General features: G+C 73.2%; 5 protein-coding genes. 2 read left to right on the plus strand and 3 right to left on the minus strand.

Annotation, left to right across the window (positions count from 1 at the left end; all coding sequences use genetic code 11):
* Positions 1 to 118 precede the first annotated feature (118 nt).
* The 3 genes from ABZS71_RS33365 to ABZS71_RS33375 are packed head-to-tail and all read right to left on the minus strand — an operon-like array spanning position 119 to position 2465.
* Positions 119 to 532 carry a RidA family protein gene (locus ABZS71_RS33365; protein WP_356216105.1) on the minus strand — a complete coding sequence of 138 codons (414 nt, stop codon included), beginning with the start codon at positions 530 to 532 and terminating at the stop codon, positions 119 to 121.
* Positions 529 to 1341, minus strand: coding sequence for an IclR family transcriptional regulator (locus ABZS71_RS33370; protein ID WP_356216109.1), 813 nt, complete (start codon positions 1339 to 1341; stop codon positions 529 to 531). The genes ABZS71_RS33365 and ABZS71_RS33370 overlap by 4 nt, the downstream gene beginning before the upstream one ends.
* A complete protein-coding gene (locus tag ABZS71_RS33375) occupies positions 1338 to 2465 on the minus strand; it encodes a sugar kinase (RefSeq protein WP_356216112.1) in 1128 nt (375 codons plus the stop codon). Before ABZS71_RS33375 ends, ABZS71_RS33370 begins: the two co-directional genes overlap by 4 nt.
* Positions 2466 to 2603: 138 nt before the next feature.
* Between ABZS71_RS33375 and ABZS71_RS33380 the strand changes: the two genes are divergently transcribed.
* A complete protein-coding gene (locus tag ABZS71_RS33380) occupies positions 2604 to 3911 on the plus strand; it encodes an amino acid deaminase (protein ID WP_356216115.1) in 1308 nt (435 codons plus the stop codon).
* A 426-nt stretch (positions 3912 to 4337) separates the two neighbouring features.
* Positions 4338 to 5969, plus strand: a complete 1632-nt coding sequence (locus ABZS71_RS33385; protein WP_356216118.1) for a D-aminoacylase — start codon at positions 4338 to 4340, stop codon at positions 5967 to 5969.
* Positions 5970 to 6060: the final 91 nt, after the last annotated feature.

The following is a 6060-nucleotide window of genomic DNA, read 5'->3' on the forward strand; positions in this document are numbered from 1 at the left end:
GGCTGGGAGCACCTCCCAGCGGTAGCTGGGGGCGAGCCGAAAGGGCGCACCGCCGCCGACCGTCGATAGTGGCTGAGGCGCCCCGGAGGCGAACCGAGCCCCGAAAAAAGGGGGGCTCTCAGCCGAGGACGGCGAGCGCGTCGATCTCGATGAGCAGACCGGCGGGGAGGCCGACATAGACCGTCGTACGGGCCGCCGGCGCCTCCTTCAGGTCCGCGAAGAACTCGTTGTAGATCTCGTTGAGTTCGGCGAAGTGGTCGGTGTCGGTGAGGTAGATGCGCATCATCACGACGTCCTCCCAGCTCGCCCCGCCCGCCTCCAGCACGGCCTGCACATTGCGCAGGGTCTGCAGGGTCTGCTCACGCAGGGTCGGCCCCACGGGGGTGGGCGCCTGACCGGGGACGGCGGGGCCGAAGCCGACCTGACCGGCGACCTGGAGGATGTTCCCCTTCTTCACGCCGTGCGAGAACTTGGCGGGCGGGGCGGTGTGGGTGGCCGGGGTGATCGCGGTCTTCTGCGGCTTCTCGCTCATGAGGAGGTTTCCTCGGCTCTCTTGTCGGGTGTTGCCTTACGTGAGTCGTGCGACTCCTGGGACATGTGGGGGCTGCCGGAGTATTCCCGGCTGATCGCCTCCGCGGTGCGGCGCACCTGCGGTAGCAGCGTGAGGAGTTCCTCCGCGGTGACGACGACGTTCGGCGCCGACACCGAGCAGGCGGCGACGACCCGGCCGTCCGCGCCCCGGATGGGCGCCCCGACACAGTTGATGGACTCCTCGTGGCCACCGAGGTCGGTGGCCCAGCCCTGTTCGCGTACGACCGCCAGCTCCTTGAGGAACGCGGCGGCGTTCGGCGTCGAACGGGATGTGTACGTGGGGTAGGTGAGCCGCTCGGCGAGCGCCCGCCGCTCGGGCTCGGGCAGATCGGCCAGCAGCAGCTTGGCCACGGCGGCGACGGTGATCGCGACGGGCTTGCCGATCCGCGAGTACATCCGCACCGGGTAGCGGCTCTCCACCTTGTCGATGTAGAGGACCTCGTTCTCCTCGTACACCGCGAGATGCACGGTGTGCCCGCACCGCTCGTTGAGCGCGACCAGATGGGGGTGGGCGATCTCCCGTACGTCGAGATTCTCGACCGCCTCCTGCGCGAGCGCGAAGAGCCGGGCGCCGAGCCGGTAGCGCTGATCCTGCTGGCGGTAGACCATGCCGTGCTCGTGCAGCGTGCGCAGCAGCCGCAGCGCGGTCGACTTGTGCACCCCGAGCCGCGTGGCGACCTGCTCCAGATTGGCCGGCCCCTCCGCCAGCAAGGGCAGGATGCTCAGCGCTCGGTCGACGGTCTGGCTCATGAGTCGGCTACCTCCACCGCTACGGTCTCGGCCCCCGGATGTGCCGGGTTCGGCAGGTCTGTCCAGCCAGGGCCGCATCGCAGTGTGCCCCACGCGGCGGCGTCGAGCGCCACCAGGCGGTCGGCGCGCTCGCGTGACGGCGGGGTGCCGAGGTCGCCGGGGACGGTGAGGGCGGCGGCGGCCATGAGATGGCCGTGGCGCAGCCGTTCGGCGACGGGCAGGCCGCGCAGGGTGCCCGCGAGGAACCCGGCGGCGAAGGCGTCGCCCGCCCCGACCGGCGCGACGACGTCGACGCGCAGGGCGGGGGCGAAGGTGACGGCGTCATCGCCGTCGGCCCGGCGGGCGTAGGCGGTGGCTCCCACGCCGCCCTGCTTGACGACCAGCGCCTCCGGTTCGGGGAGGGCCGCCCGGATCGCCGCCGCGCCGCGCACCCCCCACGCCGCCTCGGCCTCGTCTTCGCCGACGAAGACGATGTCGCAGCCGCGGGCGAGGTCCAGCAGGACGGACGGGCCCCGGCCCTCGGCCCGTTCGCCGGCGCCGTCCCGCCACAGCGATACGCGGTAGTTGAGGTCGAAGGAGACGAGGGGGCGGCCGGGGGCTCGCGCGGTGAGACCGCGCATCAGGGCGAGGCAGTCGTCGGAGAGGGCCGGGGTGATGCCGGTCAGATGGAGGACCCGGCCGGACCACGCCTGCTCCCGCGGGACCAGCGCCGGGGACATGGCCGCGGCGGCGGACCCGGCCCGGTAGTAGACGACCTCGGCCAGCGGCTCCGCGCCCTCGGCCTCGTCGTCCTCCGTGCCCCGCCCCGCCCCGACGGCCCGCTCGCCCGCCGTACGGAAGTAGATCCCGGTGGGGCGGCGGGGGTCGCGCTGGACGCATCCGACGTCCACCCCCGTGGCCGCGATCTCCGCCACGAGGTGATCGCCGAAGCCGTCCGTACCCACCCGGCTGATCCAGCGCGCGCTGTGCCCACCGCGAGCCAGCCCGCATGCGACGTTGGACTCGGCCCCGCCGATCCCCCGGTCGAAGGCGGGCACATCGGCGAGCCGGCCAGGCCGGGACGGGACGAAGGTCACCATCGACTCGCCGAGGCACACGACATCGACGCTCGGGACAGGGGACACGGGCGGTCTCGCTTCTCGCGGGTGGGGGTAGGCCACACACCGTTGACCCGGTGCTTGGCGGGATGTTAGACAGCCCTGAGCGTTATACGCAATGACCGTTGCATATATTGCAACCAGGATTTTTATGGAGGCGCCTCCATGGCCATCGACCCCAGCGACCCGTCCGTCGCGGGCCTCGCGCGGGAGCGCGTCGACCACCGCTTCAAGGGACTGCCGCCGAACGCCGAGGGCCGCACCGTCGGGGAGCTCGCCGCCGAGCGGCGCTCCCTGTTCACCGGCGGCTTCACCACGCCCGTACTGGCGCTGTCGGCCGAGGCCCTGGAACACAACCTCCAGGCCATGGAGCGCTACTCCGCCGCCCACGGGCTGGCCTTCGCCCCGCACGGCAAGACCTCCCTCGCCCCACAGCTCTTCGAACGCCAACTCGCCCACGGCGCCTGGGGAATCACCGCGGCCGTCCCCACCCAGGTGCGGCTGTACCGGGCCTTCGGCATCCAGCGGATCTTCCTCGCCAACGAGGTCGTCGACGCCGCCGCCCTCCACTGGCTCGCCGCCGAACTCGACGCCGACCCCGGCTTCCGCTTCATCGCCTACGTCGACTCGGTGCGCGGCGTCGAACTGATGGACGCGGCGCTGCGCGAGGCCGGGGCGCGGCGTCCGGTCGATGTCGTGGTCGAACTGGGCGCGGGCGAGGGGGCGCGTACGGGGGTCCGTACGGAGGCCGAGTGCGCGGCGGTCGCCGACGCGATCGCGGCCACCGGGACCCTGCGTCTCGTCGGCGTCGCGGGCTACGAGGGCGAGGTGCCGCAGGCCGACGGCGAGCGGGTACGGGCCTGGCTGCGCCGGCTCACCGCGCTGGCCGCCGACTTCGACGCGGCCGGCCGCTTCGAAGGGCTCGGCGGGTCCGGCGAGGCGGACGAGATCGTGGTCAGCGCGGGCGGCAGCGCGTGGTTCGACGCGGTGGCGGACGTCTTCGCGGAGCTTCCGGAACTCTCCCGGCCGGCACTGAAGCTGCTGCGCTCGGGCGCGTACGTCTCCCACGACGACGGCCACTACCGCCATCTGACCCCCTTCAACCGGATCCCGGACGAGGGCGCGCTGCAGCCCGCCTTCCGCCTCTGGGCCCAGGTCATCTCCCGCCCCGAACCCGGCCAGGCCTTCCTCAACGCCGGCAAGCGGGACGCCGCCTACGACCTCGACCTCCCCGAGCCCCAGCTCATCCGCTCCGCCCGCGACGGCTCCACCCGCCCCGCCAACGGTCTCGCGATCACCGGCCTGTCCGACCAGCACGCCTGGGTCACGGTCGAGGAAGGCGCGGAACTGGAAGTCGGCGACTGGGTCGGCCTCGGCCTCTCCCACCCCTGCACCAGCTTCGACAAGTGGCAGCTGATCCCGGTGGCGGAAGCGGACGGCACGGTCACCGACTACGTCCGCACCTTCTTCTGACCCACCCGCCCCATGCCCGGCGCCGCGCCCCAGCCCCCAGCCGGGGCCCCGCCCCGGAACCCCGCCCGGCTCCGCCACGTGGCCCATCCCGGACCCGCGCCGGGCCTCCGGCCGAGGCCCTGCCTGGCCGGGGCCCGGACCGGACCCGGCCGTCAGGGCCAGGACGTGGACCGGGACAGGACTCCACCCGGAGACCAACCGGCCTCCCCGCCGGTGGGGACACCGGCGGGGACAGACAACCGGACCCGCACCGGATCCGGCAGAGAGATGGACCCGGCCCTCGGCCCGTCAGGGCCGGGGCACGGGCCCGCCGGGCGCTGGGGAGCCCGAGGGGCCCCGCCCCTCGGAAGGCAAGGGCGGGCGGGTGGGGAGACAACCGGGCGCCGTAGGCGCGCGGCCGGCACGAGCAGAGAGGCAGTACCCCGCATGGACCTGGTCATCCGCGACGCGCGCGTCACCGACGGCACCGGAAACGCCGCCTACCGGGCCGACGTGGCCGTGGACGGCGGGCGGATCAGCGCCATCGCCCGGGAGGGCGATGGCGCCCGGCGGCCCTCGGGGCGGCGCGTCGTCGACGCGGACGGTCTCGTCCTCTCCCCCGGTTTCATCGATATGCACGCGCACAGCGACCTCGCGCTGCTCCGCGACCCGGACCACTCCGCGAAGGCCGCCCAGGGCGTGACCCTCGAAGTGATCGGCCAGGACGGGCTCTCGTACGCGCCCGTGGACGACCGGACGCTCGCCCAGGTCCGTACCGCCATCACCGGATGGAACGGCGGTGCGCCCGGAAGTACGGACATCGACTTCGACTGGCGCACGGTCGGCGGCTTCCTGGACCGCCTCGACCACGGCTTCGACGGCCAGGGCATCGCGGTCAACGCCGCGTACCTCGTCCCGCAGGGCACCGTCCGGATGCTCGCGGTCGGCTGGGAGGACCGCGACGCCACGCCCGCCGAGGTCGAGCACATGAAGCGGCTGGTGGCCGAGGGGCTGGAGCAGGGCGCCGTCGGGCTGTCCTCCGGGCTCACCTACACCCCCGGGATGTACGCCTCCGACGGCGAACTCACCGAGCTGTGCCGGGTCGTGGCGGCGTACGACGGCTACTACTGCCCGCACCACCGCTCCTACGGCGCCGGCGCCCTGCGCGCGTACGAGGAGATGGTGGCCCTCAGCCGGGAGGCGGGCTGCGCGCTCCACCTCGCCCACGCCACCATGAACTTCGGCGTGAACAAGGGCCGCGCCCCCGAACTCCTCGCCCTGCTGGACGCCGCGCTCGCCGACGGCGCCGACATCACCCTCGACACCTATCCCTATCTCCCCGGCTGCACCACGCTCGCCGCGATGCTGCCGAGCTGGGCGGCCGAGGGCGGCCCCGATGCGGCCCTCGCGCGGCTGCGTGACGACGCGACGGCCGAGCGGATCCGGCAGGTGATGGAGGTGGAGGGGGCGGACGGCTGCCATGGGGTGCCGATCGACTGGGACACCATCGAGATCTCGGGCGTGAGCGACCCGGACCTCGGCGGCCACGTCGGCAAAACGGTCGCCGCGAGCGCGCGTGAACGCGGCGAGGCCCCGTGGGTCACCGCGCGCCGGCTACTGCTGGAGGACCGGCTGGGCTCGACGATCCTGCAGTACGTCGGGCACGAGGAGAACGTTCAGGCGATCATGAAGCACCCCGTCCACACCGGCGGCAGCGACGGCATCCTGCACGGCGCCAAGCCGCATCCGCGCGCCTACGGGACCTTCCCCCGGTACCTGGGCCACTACGTACGGGAGCTCGGCGTCCTCTCACTGGAGGAGTGCGTGGCGCATCTGACCGGCCGCCCCGCGGCCCGGCTGCGGCTGCCGGACCGGGGTCTGGTGCGTGAGGGCTACCGGGCCGACCTCGTGCTCTTCGACCCGGAGACGGTGGCGGCGGGGGCGACGTTCGAGGCGCCGCGCACGCTTCCGGCCGGGATTCCGCACGTCCTGATCGACGGTCGCTTCGTGATCGAGGACGGCCGCAGGACGGACGTCCTGGCCGGACGCTCCGTACGCCGCACCGTACGCCGCGCCTAGATGAATGAGTCCAAGGGTTCGCCTGCGGAAATGGCACGAGGGCGCCCAATGTCAATGTGTGACGAAAGACCTGGACACCCTCGCAACGGCA

The sequence above is a fragment of the Streptomyces sp. NPDC005393 genome (assembly GCF_040606675.1).
Classification (GTDB): domain Bacteria; phylum Actinomycetota; class Actinomycetes; order Streptomycetales; family Streptomycetaceae; genus Streptomyces.

Excerpts from the sequence above, each read along its gene's own strand:
- ABZS71_RS33365 (WP_356216105.1), bottom strand. The coding sequence starts at position 532 with ATGAGCGAGAAGCCGCAGAAGACCGCGATCACCCCGGCCACCCACACC.
- ABZS71_RS33370 (WP_356216109.1), bottom strand. The coding sequence starts at position 1,341 with ATGAGCCAGACCGTCGACCGAGCGCTGAGCATCCTGCCCTTGCTGGCG.
- ABZS71_RS33380 (WP_356216115.1), top strand. The coding sequence starts at position 2,604 with ATGGCCATCGACCCCAGCGACCCGTCCGTCGCGGGCCTCGCGCGGGAG.
- ABZS71_RS33385 (WP_356216118.1), top strand. The coding sequence starts at position 4,338 with ATGGACCTGGTCATCCGCGACGCGCGCGTCACCGACGGCACCGGAAAC.